The 17,068-nt window shown below is 33.6% G+C and carries 17 protein-coding genes; 14 read left to right on the top strand and 3 right to left on the bottom strand.

Annotated elements, in window-relative coordinates:
* Nucleotides 1-77 precede the first annotated feature (77 nt).
* The 3 genes from EZV73_RS05875 to EZV73_RS05885 all read left to right on the top strand — a co-directional run bounded on the left by EZV73_RS05875 (nt 78) and on the right by EZV73_RS05885 (nt 2,653).
* Nucleotides 78-1,304, top strand: coding sequence for a serpin family protein (locus EZV73_RS05875; protein ID WP_240839227.1), 1,227 nt, complete (start codon nt 78-80; stop codon nt 1,302-1,304).
* Between the two features lie 73 nt (nt 1,305-1,377).
* A complete protein-coding gene (locus EZV73_RS05880) occupies nt 1,378-1,914 on the top strand; it encodes a hypothetical protein (RefSeq protein ID WP_240839229.1) in 537 nt (178 codons plus the stop codon).
* Between the two features lie 88 nt (nt 1,915-2,002).
* A complete protein-coding gene (locus EZV73_RS05885) occupies nt 2,003-2,653 on the top strand; it encodes a hypothetical protein (RefSeq protein ID WP_240839231.1) in 651 nt (216 codons plus the stop codon).
* A 55-nt stretch (nt 2,654-2,708) separates the two neighbouring features.
* Here the strand turns inward: EZV73_RS05885 and EZV73_RS05890 are convergent, their stop codons facing one another.
* Nucleotides 2,709-3,824: a M20/M25/M40 family metallo-hydrolase gene (locus EZV73_RS05890; RefSeq protein WP_240839233.1), complete on the bottom strand. Its 1,116-nt coding sequence runs from the start codon at nt 3,822-3,824 to the stop codon at nt 2,709-2,711.
* Nucleotides 3,825-3,973: 149 nt separating this feature from the next.
* Between EZV73_RS05890 and EZV73_RS05895 the strand changes: the two genes are divergently transcribed.
* The 7 genes from EZV73_RS05895 to EZV73_RS05925 all read left to right on the top strand — a co-directional run bounded on the left by EZV73_RS05895 (nt 3,974) and on the right by EZV73_RS05925 (nt 10,976).
* Nucleotides 3,974-4,435 carry a sigma-70 family RNA polymerase sigma factor gene (locus EZV73_RS05895; protein WP_240839235.1) on the top strand — a complete coding sequence of 154 codons (462 nt, stop codon included), beginning with the start codon at nt 3,974-3,976 and terminating at the stop codon, nt 4,433-4,435.
* Nucleotides 4,428-5,669: a DUF4179 domain-containing protein gene (locus EZV73_RS05900; protein WP_240839237.1), complete on the top strand. Its 1,242-nt coding sequence runs from the start codon at nt 4,428-4,430 to the stop codon at nt 5,667-5,669. Before EZV73_RS05895 ends, EZV73_RS05900 begins: the two co-directional genes overlap by 8 nt.
* 223 nt (nt 5,670-5,892) lie before the next feature.
* A complete protein-coding gene (locus EZV73_RS05905) occupies nt 5,893-6,576 on the top strand; it encodes a TerB family tellurite resistance protein (RefSeq protein WP_240839238.1) in 684 nt (227 codons plus the stop codon).
* A 97-nt stretch (nt 6,577-6,673) separates the two neighbouring features.
* Nucleotides 6,674-7,924 carry a radical SAM protein gene (locus tag EZV73_RS05910; RefSeq protein ID WP_240839240.1) on the top strand — a complete coding sequence of 417 codons (1,251 nt, stop codon included), beginning with the start codon at nt 6,674-6,676 and terminating at the stop codon, nt 7,922-7,924.
* A gap of 14 nt (nt 7,925-7,938) precedes the next feature.
* The gene (locus tag EZV73_RS05915) at nt 7,939-8,121 is read left to right on the top strand and encodes a hypothetical protein (protein WP_240839242.1); all 183 of its coding nucleotides are present in this window, start codon (nt 7,939-7,941) and stop codon (nt 8,119-8,121) included.
* Nucleotides 8,122-8,878: 757 nt separating this feature from the next.
* On the top strand, nt 8,879-9,889 hold the full coding sequence (locus EZV73_RS05920) for a hypothetical protein (protein ID WP_240839245.1): 1,011 nt from the start codon (nt 8,879-8,881) through the stop codon (nt 9,887-9,889).
* 52 nt (nt 9,890-9,941) lie between these two features.
* A complete protein-coding gene (locus tag EZV73_RS05925) occupies nt 9,942-10,976 on the top strand; it encodes a hypothetical protein (protein WP_240839247.1) in 1,035 nt (344 codons plus the stop codon).
* Nucleotides 10,977-11,009: 33 nt separating this feature from the next.
* Here EZV73_RS05925 and EZV73_RS05930 read toward each other — a convergent pair whose 3' ends face one another.
* Together EZV73_RS05930 and EZV73_RS05935 are read right to left on the bottom strand one after the other, a co-directional pair.
* The gene (locus tag EZV73_RS05930; protein WP_240839249.1) at nt 11,010-11,789 is read right to left on the bottom strand and encodes a MerR family transcriptional regulator; all 780 of its coding nucleotides are present in this window, start codon (nt 11,787-11,789) and stop codon (nt 11,010-11,012) included.
* A 12-nt stretch (nt 11,790-11,801) separates the two neighbouring features.
* Complete coding sequence (locus EZV73_RS05935) at nt 11,802-12,077, bottom strand: hypothetical protein (RefSeq protein ID WP_240839251.1); 276 nt, start codon at nt 12,075-12,077, stop codon at nt 11,802-11,804.
* A gap of 134 nt (nt 12,078-12,211) precedes the next feature.
* Here EZV73_RS05935 and EZV73_RS05940 point away from each other — a divergent pair, with 134 nt between their 5' ends.
* From EZV73_RS05940 to EZV73_RS05955, 4 genes are all read left to right on the top strand, one after another.
* Nucleotides 12,212-13,048 (top strand): hypothetical protein, encoded by an 837-nt coding sequence (locus tag EZV73_RS05940; RefSeq protein ID WP_240839253.1) that lies wholly within the window; start codon nt 12,212-12,214, stop codon nt 13,046-13,048.
* A 167-nt stretch (nt 13,049-13,215) separates the two neighbouring features.
* Nucleotides 13,216-14,316 carry an aromatic ring-hydroxylating dioxygenase subunit alpha gene (locus EZV73_RS05945; protein ID WP_240839256.1) on the top strand — a complete coding sequence of 367 codons (1,101 nt, stop codon included), beginning with the start codon at nt 13,216-13,218 and terminating at the stop codon, nt 14,314-14,316.
* Between the two features lie 88 nt (nt 14,317-14,404).
* On the top strand, nt 14,405-15,592 hold the full coding sequence (gene metK / locus EZV73_RS05950) for a methionine adenosyltransferase (RefSeq protein WP_240839257.1): 1,188 nt from the start codon (nt 14,405-14,407) through the stop codon (nt 15,590-15,592).
* A gap of 1 nt (nt 15,593) precedes the next feature.
* Nucleotides 15,594-16,958: an MATE family efflux transporter gene (locus EZV73_RS05955; RefSeq protein WP_240839259.1), complete on the top strand. Its 1,365-nt coding sequence runs from the start codon at nt 15,594-15,596 to the stop codon at nt 16,956-16,958.
* Nucleotides 16,959-17,068: the final 110 nt, after the last annotated feature.

Here is a 17,068-nt window from a genome sequence, read left to right on the forward strand (position 1 = left end):
TGAGTTTTTTATTTAAGGGAACTTTTCAGCTCTTAAGTGCGTCTAATGATTGAAATGAAATAAGAAAGGGGTTTAAGATGAGGGGATTAATGATTTTAGGTTTGGCCATGATGTTGTTTCTTACATCATGTTCATCAGGCATGGTAGAAGCAAATGTTGACTTTGAGGAGAAAAAAGTTTCAAGTGTGGATTCGGAAGTTATGGAAAGTGTAGATGCATCCAATGAAATGGGATTGGACTTGGTGAAAGATATAGCCAAGTTAAGTGATGACAATGTTTTGTTATCACCCACAAGTTTATCCATTGCATTGGCCATGCTTCAAGAAGGAGCAGAGGGGAGTACAAAAGAAGGCATTTACAAGGTTATGAAGGATGATTCAACGAGTATGAAGACATCTTATAACACATTCATAAACTATCTAAATGGTCTAGAAGATTCTGATCAGCCTTCCATAAAGATGACAATAGCCAATTCATTTTGGATAGAAAAGGCTTTTGAACCTAAAGATGATTATGTAAATGATTTAACCAAGTATTATGACGCAGAAGTTTATTCTGAAGATTTTAAAGATCCTGCTACCTTAGATAAGATGAACTTATGGGTAGAGGAAATGACCAACCATCTTTTGAAAGATACATTAGACAAGATATCAGAAGATGCCGTCGCTTATTTAATGAACACAGTTTATTTCAAAGGAACATGGGAAAGTGAGTTTTATGAAGGCAACACTTTGTTAGAAGACTTTTATGGCAAAGAAACAAAATCTGTTGATATGATGCATAAAAGAGATGCGATGTCTTATTTTGAAGATAAGGAGTGTCAGATGATGACCATGCCTTATTACGGTAATAGTGAAATGGTGGTCATCTTGCCAAAAGAGGATATGGGAACATATTTAGACAAGTTAGAGTATGATGAAATAAGTAATATGTTAGACAACACATCTTATCAAGAACTGAATATCAGTTTTCCGAAGTTGGATTACAAGACTAAAAACCCATTAAAGGATTTGTTAATTGAAAAAGGCATGGCGGAATCTTTTTCGGAAACTCAGGCTGATTTTTCTAGTATGATTGAAGTAAAAGGCCGAAATGTATATGTCAGTGATATCTTTCAAAATGCAAGAATCATCGTAGATGAAGAAGGTACAGAAGCAGCTGCAGTAACGGTTGTTGAAATGGAATGTACATCTGCAATGCCTAGTGACCCAGTTGACTTTGTTTGCAACAAGCCCTTTATTTATATTATTAGAGAGGGTGGTACAGGCGCAGCGCTATTTATTGGCTTAGTCAGACTGCCATAAATTAATAATTTTTTTAAAATTGCTTAAGTAGGTCTTTAAATCTCCTTGCTAAAATGGATTTGGAGGCTGGGGTATGAAGAAAATATTATGGTTGTTGATCTGTTTTCTGTTGGTATCTTGTCAGCAAGATACAATAGAAGTTAAAACAGTTTCAATTAGGGAAAAAGCAGAAAGCTATGCACTTAGTGATGAGGCAGATTTAGATGAAATGATAACTTATTTAGGTCATTTTCATCAGCTTCAAAACTCATTCAATCCATCTGTTAAAATCCGAAACAGCCAAGATGAAGACGCGGATTTAGAGGCTCTTAAAAACGTTAAAACAGAGATGGATAAAGTCATGATAGAGACCAATGATTTGATTGAAGACCTAATGGTACTTGATACAGATATTGTCTTGACTGATAATCAGCTTGATGAAGCTAGACAAGTTCTTAAAAGCTTAAGAAAGAGCTTTGACAGCCATAGAATAGATGTTAAAGGTGTAGTGGATTCTGAAGAGGCTTATATCAGCCTGTTGACAGATTTTTATAGTATAAGGCTTGACTACTATGAGACATGTCTGGATGTTTTAAAATCTTTTAAAGATATAGTCAATGAAGCTCTCTAGAAATGGAGAGTTTTTACAGTTTCATGACAAAGTAAATCATTTGAAATAATCATTTGCTGGATAAAGTATAATCACTTTAGAGGTGGTTATGAAGAAAAAGAGTTTGGTTATAGGTTTGTTTTTAATAGTCATTGCACTTAGCTTTTATTTTTACTCATACTCAGTAGAGCTTAGTGAAGACAAGTTAATCGAATTGGTTAAAGACTACAGTGGCAAAGACGTAAGGATTTTAAAAGAGGTAGATTATAAGAGAAATCATGTGGTGCTATTTAAAACACTTTCTGACTTGGACTGGGGCATAACAATTTTAGACAAGGGTATCAATGGCAAGTATCGTCTGAATTATATGATGTATAGTGATTCTAAATATACCATCAAGAAATTTATAAGGGGTCATCACATTGATGGAACAACTATAATGGCATCTGAAAATAAAGATGATATCGTCAAAATGGTTAATTTTCATGACCACTATGGCAATATCGGCATGCAGGCTATTGACTCTGGCCCATTTATTATGTTTATTGATCATTTGATTTATAAAGACAACAAAGAAATCTTATTCTATACAGAAGATAAAGTAGATATAAGAGATCATGATGAAGAGCAGGGCTTTTACGGAAGAGGCAACTCTACCATGATGGTTTATTCTAGTGAACTTCCTGTTCAGTCTTTTACATTGGTCCTTCTGATTATCGGTATATGTTTGTGTATATTTAGTCGTGTAAAAAAACTCTGAAATTCATCAGAGTTTTTTTTGGTTGTTAATATAAATTTTGAAGAAACTTCTTTGGTTAATCCCAATAGTTTTTTATAAAGTTGTAACACATTTCTGCAGATTCTTTGAGGATCTTAGTTGTAATGGACTCTTCCGTTGTATGGCAATCTTTGATACCGATACCTAATATGATAGGTGCTATGTCATGTTTACTTAGATTGTTGGCATCACTGCCACCGCCTGTAGCAATCACACTGAGTGGCAGATTCATATCATTAATGACTTTTTCGGTGTATTTAAGAAACGCATTGTCTTCATGGATTTCAAATGACTCATAGACTGAATCTACTTTTATAAGGGCCTCAGCCTTTCTTCTGTCACAAGCTGCTTTGACTGCGTCACAGATATGGTCTGTTTGGGCTTGTAACTCTTCTTTAGATCGAGATCTTACTTCTGCTTTAATTTGAACCTCTGGACAAACAATGTTTGTGGCACTACCACCTTGAATGACACCAACATTGGCTGTTGTAATCTCTGAAATTCTTCCTAGTTTCATCTTAGAAATGGCTTCTGAAATAACTTCAATGGCAGAGATGCCTTTTTCAGGGCATAGACCAGCATGAGCAGGTGTGCCTTTTACTGTGATATTAATTGTATTGGCACCAGGACCTTTTGTAATAATCTCACCTGGATGACCAGTCCCGTCTAATATATAGTAATTCTTTGCTTTAATGGTGTTTGGATCTACATACTTTGATCCTTGAATGCCTTTTTCTTCTGAAATGGCAAAGAAGATTTCTATAGGACCTAACTCAAGTTCATTTTCAATGGCTGAACGAATAATCTCAAGGATAATAGCAATACCTGCCTTGTCGTCTGCACCTAAGATGGTGTCACCTGATGAAGTGATGATGCCATCTTTTAGAATAGGCTTTATTCCTATACCCGGTGATACAGTATCTAGATGGGCACAAAAGCCAATCATGTCTCCTGCTAGAGTACCTTTTCTTCTAGCGATGATGTTGTTGCCATTAGATCCAATCTTACTACCTGTATCATCTGGTATGATTTCAAAATCTAAGTCTAATAGTTGACTCACAATATACTTTTCGAAGTTACCTTCATTAAGGCTTTCGCTATCAATTGTTACATAGTTCATAAATTCATCTATCAATCTCTTTTCATTAATCATATGCCCCTCCTATATTCAGGTCTATTGTAGCACAAAATAATTAGACTGATACACACAAATGATCTATAAAAAAATAATTTTGATTTTATTGAAACCTTTTTGCATCTGTCTTACTCTAATAGTATGAAAGTACTTTTAAGGAGAACTAAATGAAAATTATTGAGAAAGCTATTATAGAAAAACAGGAGATGTATTATCGGATAGCCTTCAAGTATTTAAATAATCATGAAGATACATTAGATGCCTTACAAGAGACAGCCTATAAGGCCATTAAGAACTCTAATAAACTTAAGAATAAAGACTATGCTTCTACGTGGATAACAAGGATTTTAATCAATACGTGTTTTGATATGTTAAGAAAGAAGAAGCAGTATGAATGGGTTGAACTAGATGAACGTATTGGCAAGACTTATGATCTGGACAGTAAGCTTGAAGTGAGTGAAATGATCATGAAAATAAAAACCAAATACCGTGATGTGATTGTGATGAAATACCTAGAAGGCTACAAGATAAAAGAGATTGCAGAAATCTTTAATAAACCGGAGGCTACCATAAAGACTTGGTTGTCTAGAGGTTTAAAATCTCTTAAAGGGGAGGTCGCAGATGAATGATTATAATGAAGCGCAAGTATTGGAATCTTTACAAGTCGGCATAAATAGAGGAAAAAAAGCTTACCATTTTAAAAGAGCATCACAAGGTGTATTGACAGTCTTTGCTGTAATGTTTATGTCACTTGCACTCATGGTCAATGTATCACCTTCTTTTGCTGACTCATTAATAGATGTACCAGTAATCGGTGAGATTGTTAAGCTTGTAAGAATAGGTTCAGGCTACGAAGAAGTAGCTGAAAAAGGTATGTTCGAAAAAGGTGAGGTGATTTATGAAGATGAATCATACAAACTTTCTTTATTGGCGTATTATTTTTCAGACAAAGATCTAAACTTATACTTTACCTTAGAATCAGATAATGAAGATTATCATGCCATTACTAACTTTGAAATGCTAGATGAAAATATGGACTTTATAAAAGGAGGTTCAATTGGCTTTGATGCATTTAATGATGAAGGTCTTACCAACATAGAAGTCAATATGATAGACCATACATTACCTGACACGCTTACCATAAAGTTTGATCTTACTAGAGATGATAAAAGAGGAAGATTTGGTGATGACTATATCTATTTAGAAGACTTGTCTCTTAAGTTAAAAAAGAAGGTAAAGGATGTTTCTAATATGATAGATATATCGGAAACTGTCCATCATGAAAATATGAACTTTGACTTTATAAGTCTAGAAATCACCCCAACAACGATGAACCTTCAGATGGATGTTTCAAGTGATGACATGGTATTTTATGATTTTAAAAAGATTTATATCAAGTCTGGTGAAAATGTCTATGAAAGAATATCAGATGGTCTTGTTCGGTCAGGTAATATGGAAAGTGGTATGACTTACTTCTTTAAATCACCCTACTTTGACAGCTATAAAGACTTTGAGATAGTTATTGAAGATGTCTATGCTTTACCGATAGACCTGTCTTATGTAGAAATAGATTTAGAGAATAATGAAATGATTAAAGGATCAGATGATAAACTTGAGTTTATCGGAGTTTCTAAATCAGCTGATATCTACACGGTCAAGTTTAAGTCATCTGGTGATGAAAGAGTTGGCTTTAGTCAGTATGATGACCATCACTTTTCTTCTATAGGCACCATGTATTTAGATGAAGGTAGAGAATACCATTTGGAAGTTGAAAAGGAAAATTTAGATGATGAAAAAATTCTAATTGACTTTAACCATTATCCAAATACTGTTGAGATGAAGAAAAGCATACGAATAGAATAAGTGTATAACTTGTGTGGATAATTTCATAAAAGAAGAAATTATCCACACTTTTTTCCTACGAATAATATGTAGACCCTTCACTTTATCCGGTTGAAAAAGATGTATGACGACATAAATCTCTTTATAAATCACCATCATATTCTTTATAAAAACTTTAAAGTTGCTTAAGTCCTTTTTTATTTTACTTTGCTATTATGGTTACAAAGAAAAGGAGAGAGGACTTATGTTAGAAATTTTAGGTGGTATCACATTATTTGCAATGAACACCATGATGATGTTTATTTTTATCATCATAGAAATCGTATTTATATTAATGATAGGCGGTATGGCTAAAGCCAGAGGAAGAAATACACTAGGCTGGATGTTAATTGGGGCATTTGCACCATTTGTAGCATTAATAACACTTCTAATATTAACAAGAAAGTATCCAAAGACAGATAAAGACTTTGATCATATTTCTGAGCTAAGAGACTACAACCCCCTTGTAGTAGCAGTGGTTGGTATATTTGGTTATGTTTCAAATGCAGATGGCAGAGTAGATGAAAACGAGTATGAAAGTGTATATCTTCACTTAAAAAAATCGTATAACATGTCTAAAAGAGATTTAAAAGGTTATAGAGAAATCATTGAATATACAAAAAACAATCCTGATATGGTAGATACTTATACTGGCCTCATCAACAAGTACACAAAGGATAAGAACAGAACTTATGATAATATTAGATTTTTAGCCATGCTTTGTAATGTTGTTGCATTAAATGGTGTAGAAACAGAAGAAATAGATGCTGTAAAGAGAGTCATGGCTGGTCTAAGATTCCCTATGGATGATATGGGACCACTGACTAGCGAAATGGAAAAACAAGGTGCTAGTCAGAGTGACATCGATGATTTAGTGGATAAACTATAGATATAAAAACATGTTCAAGCATGTTTTTTTCTTTTTTTGGTTGACATTATAGTAACTCTAAGCGCTATGATGGTGTCAAATGGAAAGGAGTTTGACTATGAAAAAATATATCCGTTATGCTGGTAACGAGAGAGTTAATGTCTGTATGATCAAAGCTTCTGATAAGACTGGTTTTGCAGATTATAAAAGAAAGATGTTAGGGTTACCTCAAAATATATTTTCACTTGCAGCTTGTTCACCAGAATGGGCAACCATTCAAATGATTGATGAGACTGTAGGTGTAAAAGTAGATTGGAAAACAAAAGCGGACATAGTAGTCGTGATGTTTCATACGCCTGATGCTATGAGAGCTTACGAAATTGCAGATAAATTTAAAAAGAAAGGCATAACAGTCGTACTTGGTGGTCTTCATACCTCTTTTATGCAAGATGAAGCACTCAGTCATGCTGATGCTATTTTAATTGGAGAGTCAGAAGAGATTTGGGAAGAATTTTTAGAAGATTATTTAGCTGGTAGTCTTAAACAAAGATACATTCGTAAAACTGTGTTAGATATGAGTGATTTAAAGCCATATCCAACTGATATTATACCTACAGAAGTTTATGATTACTCCTGGACTGTGACCGTTTCTAGGGGCTGTCCTAATAAGTGTTCTTATTGTACTGTACACAAGTTTTTTCCAACCTACAGGAAAAGACCTATACAAGATATTGTTGAAGAAATCAAAAACGCCCCTACCGATTTTATAGAGCTAAAAGCAGATAATATGACCATTGACAGAGAATACTGTTTGGAGCTTTTTAAAGCCATTGAACCCCTTAACATCATATGGATGACATGTTTAGAACCTGGCTTTGCAGAAGATAAAGAGCTAGTAGAGGCTGCAGCCAAGTCTGGTTTAAGAAGCATTCTACTTGGTATTGAAACACCATCAAGAGAAGCTCTAGTAGATAATAAGAAAGGTCAACTAGATCTAGATAAATTAAAAGAACATATAGCTTATTTACATTCGTTTGATATAGAAATCGATTCAGCCATGTTATTTGGTTTTGAAGATCATGATCAAGATATTTTTGAAAAGACATTAGACTTTGTTTTAGACATTGATATTGATGTGACTCATGGTGTTATACCGATTCCTTTTCCAGGTACTGAGTTATTTGTTAATTTAGAAGAGAAAGGTCGCTTAACAACTTATGACTGGTCTAAGTATGATGGTTCTTGGTTGGTATTTAGACATAGAAACTTTGAAGTTATGAAACTTTACAAGGATATTATGAAATTTGAAAAAGAGTTCAATAAAAAACACAAGAAAAGGGTATTTAAATGGCATAGTAGATGGTCATAAGAAAAGGAGTTAGTATGTGGTTTATCATTTCAATTGTTTTGGTACTTTGGGTTTTGTACGACTTAATTAAGGGGGAAGTTTGGTCCTATTATAAAATATATAGGTCAAGTGAACCAGGTAAGTATTGGTTTTACATGCTCATTTGGTCACTTATAGCAGGTGCCAGCTTATACATGTCGATAGGTTCTTATTATTAGACCTTTCATATCTTAATAATAACCAGTGAATGTCACTGGTTATTATTTTTGGTTTAAACAGTCATGCTGAAGATTGCTGTATGTTGTCAATGATTGAATTAACGGCGTCTAGTACCCAATTGGTAACCCAGTAGAAATACAATGATCATAATGATGAAAGCGATATAATCATGATAAATAGTATAGTTAATGTCACTTAAGCCGATATTATTCAAGCTGGAAGTGATGATATTGATAGGATAAAAGTTTAATTGTTTAATAAAGCTTAGTGCTCCACTAAAAGGAAGAAAAATTCTGTGAAAAGTAAGGTATCTATCCAAAAGGATTATAAGAGATATGACATTACAAAAGAACAAAGCTTCAAAAATATTTGATGAAATTTTTGTACTGTATTCTCCTAAAAAGAACCAAAGAACAATAAAAAGAAAGGCTATTGGTAGAAAAAGAAATTTTAACATAGGTATAAAGTAAATTAAAAACAATAGTAGCCCTGTGATGGATGGCACGATAGAGATGGCAAAAAGTTGTTTCTTCATAATTTTCCTCGCTTGGTTTAAGATAAATGAACTCCATTATTATTTTATCATAAACTTTTTTAATCTAGTGGCTTCTTCCTAATAAACAGTATTTAAGCAGTTTGTTATTTTTTTTATTTTTTTGTTGACCTTACAGTTACTCTAAGATGTAACATACTAGATGTAGTAAGGTTAACCGATTGAAATAACACGTTTTGATATACTCATGAAAGGAGTTTATTATGTTAAAAAGATTTATGATTTTAGTATTGTCATTTGTAATGTTGCTCTCAAGTGTACCAGCATTTGCTGAAACAAATGACGATTTGATTAAGAAGGTTGAAAAGTATGGTTTTGATTACACTTATGAGAAGTACCTAAACATTCTGCCTTTTGAAATGGTGGAAAAAGATAAAGAAGCTGCAAGAGGATTATTTAATGAGATTGGTTATGCTTTCTTTAGAAATGACTTAGAAAAGGCTAGAGAACTTTTAGATGAGTTTTATGGTATCATTTCTAAGTACTGGATGAATTCAAAGACCTTGAATGTACTTTTACCACTTGATGAGATGTTAAAAGAAGGTGGTCAGCTAATAACGCCAGAAGATGAAAAATCCTTAAGAGATGCATATAAGAAGCTTGCAGAAATAAGAAATAAGAAAGACTTTGAAGCTTACTTTAAGCAAATTCAAGAAATATACAATGACTTTTATGATGTACTTGCTAAATCAATTGGTGATGTAAACAATGAATTGCAATTGGTTCAATACATCAAGGGTGCTGATAAACTGACAATTAAAGATTTATCCAACTATAACTTTAATGATTATTTAGAAATTTTACCTTTCGATTTAAACGATTCAGATTATGCAAAAGGTAAAAAAATCTTCAAGGATATCATTGACCATCTTAAGGCGAATGAAGACAAAGAAGCTAAGATTGATGTAGAGAAGTTAAATGATATTCTAGCACCTTATTGGATCAAGGATAAGACATTTAAGGCTTTATTGCCTCATGAATCTTATCAATACAAGGCTATCAATCATTTTTCAAGAAAGGGACAAATGGCCATGTTTGATGCATATAAGAAGGCTCAAGATGCATTTAAAGCAGTGAAGGAATCAAAGGAAATCTCAGACGAATTATATGATGAGTACTTTGAAGCAATCAATGATTATTACAAAGTATTTGGTCAACAAATAAGAGAGTACTATGGTGATTTCTTCGAAGAAGTTGTCTTCATCCGCTCTTAACAGTCTAGCCACTATGCAATAGTATAGTGGCTTTTAAAGAAAGGAAGAATTGTTGAATAATTTCTATAGACCATCATTGGTTTCAAAAGAGGAAACCTTAGACCTACTGATCATTAAAGTATCTGACAAGCCAATAAAAATGGAAGACCGATACGGTATACCAGATGATTTGTTTTCTTTAGCTGCTGCGACACCAACTTGGGTAAAAGTAATCCTTGTTGACATGACAATTGGGATGACGATAGATTACAGTTTAAAAGCTGATTTAGTAATCATCTTAACAGATGAATTTTCGCTTACTCATGCATATAATATTTCTGATAAATTTAGATTACTGGGTAAATTAACCATATTATCTGGACAGGTATTAGATGAAGCTTCTGCTTTAGATCACTCAGACAGTATCGTTTTAGGGAACTTTGCAGACATTTTGGAGGAAACTTTATTAGACTACAATAAAGAAGGCATAAAATCAAAATACACATGTACAACTTCAACTCTTAGGCCTTATCCTTCAGATATTATTCCAGCATCTTATTACAATTACACTTGGAGTATAGTCCTATCTAGAGATGGCTTTTATAGACCGATTGATGATATTGTCGATGAGATCCTAACCTGTGGTACTGATTTTATTGAGTTGATTACAGATGATAATCAATATAAAATTGAAATTCTTGATCGAATTAGAGAGCTAGACATCATTTGGTTTTCGCGCGTAGGCATGACTTTTTTCGATAATATGCAAATGGTAAGAACTTCTATAGATAGCGGATTACGTTATATAATTGTTGATCTTGATGACAAGGAGCTACAAACCAGTATGGATAGCTTATATCATGTGATTGCCTATCTTCATGAATATGATGTAAAGATAAGTTTGATGATACATACTCAAATTACTAAACCCGATATAGAAGTCTTATATGACTACGTCTTAGATCTTTATAGCCGTTCTTTGGATTCGATTTATTGGTTAGGCTGTGGCAAACACATAGATTTATATGATTATGTGAATCTTAAGGTGATAAAAAGAGATTACGATTGGAAGACTAGGTGGGGGTCTTATCAGAGTTATGATTACTAAAAAAACAAAGAATCAAGTTGATCCTTTGTCTAGTTATTCGAGAATTTGTATTTGATACTCTGCAATGTATGATGCATCAGTAATGATAGAAGTTGGGTCAATCTTTAATAAAAGCTTGTCTGCACCATGAATATTATTATCATACATATATGTCATCATTTCCTCATATCTTACGTCATATTCTTCGTCTTTAGAAATTTTAAAACGATAACATAAATATGGCGCTTTTGGAAAAGAAGTATAAGGCATCTTGTATCGGTCTGGCTTATCAATAAAGCCATGTATTTTACTGCTGTCTGTAAAAATGTAATAGTCTTCTTTTTTATAGATATTGGTCATATCCACACCTTTACTTGAAAAGAGATCATAAAGCTCTTTTATAGAGAGTTTCGCTTCATATGAATCTTCACTGATATGATAAACATGTCTTGTATTGATCTTTCTAATTTCGAAAACATGATCCTTATCTGTGATACTTTTTAGAGTATTCTTTCTCATTTGGATTTCCTTCTGAATTTTTATCAGTTTTTCGATTTCTGCTTTTAAAAGATCTTCTGACTGATTTAAGGCAGACTCATATGTTTTAACATTGAAATCATCTAGTAGTTGCTTCAGTTCTTTAATTGGGATTTTACTGTCTCTTAGTAGCATCAGAATATTGTATTTTATGAGTTGGTCAGAGTCGTACAAGCGATAGCCTTTTTCATTGATTTCAGCAGGCTCGATAAGGCCCTCTTTCTCATAATATCTGATGTTAAATGTAGATGTATCTAAAAATCTTGCCAGTTCTCCGATTGTTAATAAATCTCTCATTTTATTCTTCCTTTATAAATAATAGAACAAGTACATCAACTTGATGATTAAAGGTTCAGCTAGTACATAAAGCCCACCCAATAACCATATGGAACAGGTTATATAGTAGAGTATAGGGTTAGCATCTCTTGAAACATCTTCAAGTATGAAGGCATAGCCGGACTGTAAATCTTGTATGGCCCATGTTAAATAAAGTATACCAAATAAAATAGGCATATCAAATATAGTAGCAGTAATAACCATCAAAAGCCCAAGTATAGCCAAAATCTTTGTTTCACCTATGTTCATATAATCACAACCTTTCTTTCTTTATCATACAGGTTAGAGTCGCTTTAAGCTCAAGTCTCAATATTCAAGTTTTCTATATTTGACATTACAGTTGCTCTAAGGTCTATACTCTTAATTAGTAAAGAGGAGGCATTATGTTAGAAAAATTAAAACCATTTCTATTGGCTGTTGTGATTGCAATAGTTATACAAACCATTACTTTTTTTGTACCGGATTATAACAGTGGTGAGAATCAAGAAAAAGAGCAAGTAATCATCGAAGAGATTAGAAAATCTATTGACTATGAGGCTTATCTTAAAGCCTTGCCATTCAGTTTAGGTATTGAAGACAAAGAGGCTCTTGAAGTCACTTTCGAAGAAATTGTAGATTTGTTTAACGTAGGAAAGAAGGATCAAGTAAAAGGTAAACTGGATGAAATTGAACAAGTTCTAGATAAGTACTGGTATTCAGAAGATTATTTATCAAAGCTTGTTGATATAGAAATCGATGATCAGTTTCTATTATACGAGGATGCTGAAAACTTAAAGAAACTGAAGGAAAAAATCTTCTTAGATAGACCGATTGACAAGAATACCTTATTTAAATCTGTTGGCTTATTTTATGAAAAATATTATGAAAGCCTCAATAATCTCTATAGCACTTATAGAGATGAGATAAAAAACAATCAGTTGATTGTTCTTGAGCTTGAAGATAAGATCATTAAGAAAATTAAAGCACCTACAGTTACTGAGGTTGATTATGATTATGAGACTTTTTTAAACTCAAGGTTATTTATGATGACTGATGAGGTATATACAAATATGTATGATGACTTTATGAAAGCCAAATTAAAAGGTGATCAAGATGCTATTAAAGAGATGCATGAAAGGATGAAAGACTTTTGGTTCGACAAAGATATAAAAAAGAGTTTTCTACCCATTGAGACATATAAGTTAACATTCTCTGCTTTCAAAGAAGCAGATGTGAAATGATTAGAGGACTTATATCAGGCCTATGATAGCGAGAATGAAGATGTGATCTCTATGTTAGAAAGTTTGATCTTATTTAATACTCAAATAGGCAAATCACAGAAAGAGGTGTTTGCTGACTATTATAAACCTTATGCTTTAGAACAGTTTTTAGTAGACAAGGAGGATGAATGATGTATAAGTTACCATTAGAGGCCTACACAAGTGAATCGTGGTTTAAAAACGAACAAGAAAAGATTTTTTCAAACACATGGCAGTTTGTAGGATTTATAGAGGATTTTAAAGAAACTGGTGACCATAAATGTGTAAACTTCGGCGATCTTCATCTGATGGTTGTTTTAGGAGAAGATAAAAAACTTTCGGCCCTTCATACAGCATGCTGTCATAGAGGCAACCGTTTAAAAGAGGTTCAGGGTAATAAGATTATTTGTCCTTATCATAGGTGGGCATATGATTTAAAGGGTCAGTTAATCGCAGCACCTGAATCAAGAGAGTTGCACGAATTTAATAAAGAAGATATACACCTAGTAAGAGGCTCGGTAGTAAGATGGAAAACACTTGTTTTTGCCCATCCAAAAGAAGATGCACCAGATTTTTATGAACATGTATCAGAACTTGAAAACTTTATGGGTCCTCATAAACCAGAATTATTAGAAGAATACCATGATGAAAATAACGTCTATCTTGCTCACTGCAATTGGAAGTTATTCTGTGAAAATTATATGGATGGTTACCACCTGCCTTACTTGCATTCAGAGACCCTTTACATGTATGACCACAGCAAGCAAGTATCGAGATATGCTGGAGACCACTGGGCTTTCTATGAACCACTTACAAAGGATTATGAAAACAATATTGGCAAGTACGGTTATGAAGCTATAGACCATATTCCTAAAGAAAAACTAGGAGCTTATGTTCATCTACTTTTTCCTAATCTAGGTATCACGGAATCGGAATCTACTTGGACAGTGCTTCAGATCCTGCCATTAGAGGTTAATAAAACACTTTTGATTTTTAGGTCTAAAGTCATGCCATCTTATAAGAATAAATCTTGGTTTAAAAAGAAAGAGAAAAAGCCTATTGAAGTGAGTGACTTTAATGAGCCATTGAAGTCATATGATTTTATGATTGAAGACATGTATGTGTGTGAACAAATTCAAAAGAATATGGAAAACAAGACTTTTACAACAGGCCCACTACATGAGACTAAAGAAGCTTCATTTGAAGGCTTTCACGATGTCATTTTACAATATATGAACCATGCCAGATGAAAATCTGTTTTTTTTCTTTTTTGAGTCTTGACCTTATAGTCACTCTAAGATGTAATCTTATGTTAACAAAGAACTTAAGGAGAATTTTATGAGAAGATTATTTACATCAGAGTCAGTAACTGAGGGGCACCCAGATAAGATATGTGACCAAATTTCAGATGCCATTTTAGATGCCATTTTAAATCAAGACCCTCAAGCGAGAGTCGCTTGTGAAACCGCTGTTACAACTGGTATGGTTTTGGTCATGGGAGAAATCACGACCAATTGTTATGTGGACATTAAAGCCATCGTTAGACAAACCATTAGAGAAATCGGTTACGATGATCCTGACTTTGGTTTTGATTATAAATCATGTGCCGTACTTGTCGCTCTTGACGAACAATCACCTGACATAGCTATGGGGGTAGACCAAGCATTAGAAACAAGGTCAAAAGAAGACATCAAAGATATTGGTGCAGGTGACCAGGGGATGATGATTGGTTATGCCTGTAAGGAAACAGAAGAAATGATGCCTTTACCAATTGCCTTATCTCATAGGCTAGCCAAGAGATTATCAGAAGTAAGAAAAGATGGTACACTTGAATATTTAAGACCAGATGGCAAGACCCAGGTAACTGTTGAGTATGAGGACGGTAAGGCAAGTAGAATCGATACCATTGTTATTTCTACCCAACACGATGATGGTATAGAACATGACATGATTGACAAAGATTTGATATTTACCGTTATTAAACCTGTTATACCAAATGAATTGATTGATTTAAATACCAAGATTTTGATCAATCCAACTGGCAGATTTGTTATTGGTGGTCCAGTTGGTGATGCTGGCTTAACTGGTAGAAAGATCATTGTTGATACTTATGGAGGCTATGCCTCACATGGCGGTGGGGCTTTTTCAGGAAAGGACCCAACGAAAGTAGACAGATCTGGTGCTTACATGGCAAGGTATATAGCTAAAAATGTAGTTGCTGCAGGACTTGCAGAAAAGTTAGAAATTGAAGTATCTTATGCCATTGGTGTCAAAACGCCTATTTCAATTTATGTCAACACATTTGGAACAGGTAAACTAGAGGATGATTTAATTGTTTCACTGATTAAGAGCGTCTTTGATTTATCTCCAGGCGGTATCATTAGAACACTGGATTTAAGAAGACCGATTTACAGGCAAACAGCTGCTTATGGTCACTTTGGTAGAAGCGATGTTAGCTTACCTTGGGAACAAATAGACAAGGTAGAAGAACTGATAAGACAAGCAGATTTATATAGAAAGATTTAAGATGAAAACTTTTGAGAAATTATTAAAGATGACACCTTTAAAAGCCCTTTTCACATTAGGCATGCCATCTGTATTAAGGGCTTTAATAGATGAACTGAATTCAGTTATTGATGCTGTTTTTATGGGACAATACTTCGGAAGCCAGGCTGTGGCTTCCATGTCTATCATTTTCCCCTTTATGTTGTTACTCATTTCAATAGGCACCATATTTTCAGCTGGTGCCATGATACTTATTGGTAAAAGCCTAGGTGCAAAAGATGTAAAAAAGGCCAATCAAACTTTTATGAATACAGTGGTTTTAACATTTATAACGGGATGTATCGTAGGTATATTCTCCTATGTTATGATACCGCATATATTGTCTATGTTTGAAATAAGTCAGGCTACCAGGGAATTTTCACAAATATACATGGAGATCATCAGCTTAGGTATGCCAATTATGTTAATAAGTACTTTGCTGAATGAAATGTTATACACAGAAGGTCATTCAAAAATTTCTCTTTACTTAGCAGTTTTCCAACTTCTTGCCAATGTGATTATGAACTTTGTCTTTATTGGGATATTAAATTTAAGTGTGATGAGTATCGCCATTGCGACGCTTGTATCAATGATTCTACAAATCTTTTTTATGGTTAAGTATATTCAATCAGACAAGGTGGCTTTGAAGATAGACTTTTCTTATGTTCATTTAGAATGGTCCTTTATTAAAAAAGTTGTACCACTTGGTATGCCAAGTTTTATGACCATGATATTACTTTCTATTACATTAGCTTTTGAATCCAAAGTGATATCATCCTTTGGACCAGATGCTTTATCGGTCCAGGCCATCACAGCTTATATCTTCTCTGCAACAGGCTCTGTTGCAAGTGGTATATTATCAGCAGCAGTCGTTTTAATGTCCTATTGTGTGGGTGCTAGAGATTATAGTAGATTTAAAAACCTCTTGAAGCAGTCTTTGGTTTTGGTTTCTTTATCAGCCTTGATACTGAATTTACCTATGATACTGAACTCAAATGGGCTTGTGGCAATATTTACAGACTCAACAAGTGTTATGGCAAGTGCAAGAATACCAGCCTTGGTTTATGGCTATACAGCAACATTTATATTTACAACAAATGTGTTTTTATATGTGATGACATTAGTTGAAATGGAGAATACCTCAACCATAATCTTTACACTTCAACAGTTAATCCTTTTTATGCCTCTTTTGCTCATCCTCAAAAACTTTGGTTTTAACCTAGCAGTAAGTGCTCAACCCATATCAGAAGTCATTGGTGGTATCATAACACTTTGTCTACTACCTAAACTTTATAAGAATATTTCTAATGTATTTCATGAAAAGAAAATTAGTGAGAATCTTGGGTAAGAATGCTTTTGTTATAGAGTTTAATAGGGACATCATTGTAGATGCTACTTCTAATATATTAGTTGTATCTGAAGAGACCACTACAAGCAGACAAGAAGCATCGATGCCAT

The organism is Acidaminobacter sp. JC074 (assembly GCF_022496765.1).
Taxonomy (GTDB): Bacteria; Bacillota; Clostridia; order Peptostreptococcales; family Acidaminobacteraceae; genus JABXKX01.